Here is a 390-nt window from a genome sequence, read left to right as displayed (position 1 = left end):
GGCCGGAGACGGAGGAGCCGTGGCGTGCGGGGGTGTCGTCATTCGGGATCAGCGGCACCAATGCCCACACGATCATCGAACAGGCACCTCCTGCCCCGGCTGAGGCCGACGCCGTCGCCCCGCCGATTGTGCCGTGGGTGCTGGCGGGCCGGACGGAACGGGCCCTGGCGGATCAGGCCGGGCTCCTGCGGTCGCACCTCCTGCGACGTCCGGGACTCGATGCGCTCGACGTTGCCTTCTCCCTCGCCACCGGCCGTGCGGCGTTCACCCACCGAGCGGTGGTCAGCGGTGCGGACCGTGACGCGCTGCTGCGTGGCGTCACGGCCCTCTCGGAGGGCGGCACCGATCCGCAGGTGACCGTGGACGAAGAGGTCCCCGGACAACTCGCGG

The 390-nt window shown here is 72.6% G+C and carries 1 protein-coding gene; it reads left to right on the top strand.

Annotation, left to right across the window (positions count from 1 at the left end):
* Window positions 1-32: 32 nt before the first annotated feature.
* On the top strand, window positions 33-390 hold a 358-nt coding region (locus IH13_RS39495; protein ID WP_037843522.1), incomplete at its 3' end, for a CurL C-terminal domain-containing protein.

The organism is Streptomyces sp. NRRL WC-3549, assembly GCF_000721935.1.
In the GTDB taxonomy this organism is placed as follows: Bacteria; Actinomycetota; Actinomycetes; order Streptomycetales; family Streptomycetaceae; genus Streptomyces.
The sequence above is the reverse complement of the archived record's forward strand: the minus strand, read 5'-3'. Positions and strand labels throughout refer to the sequence as shown.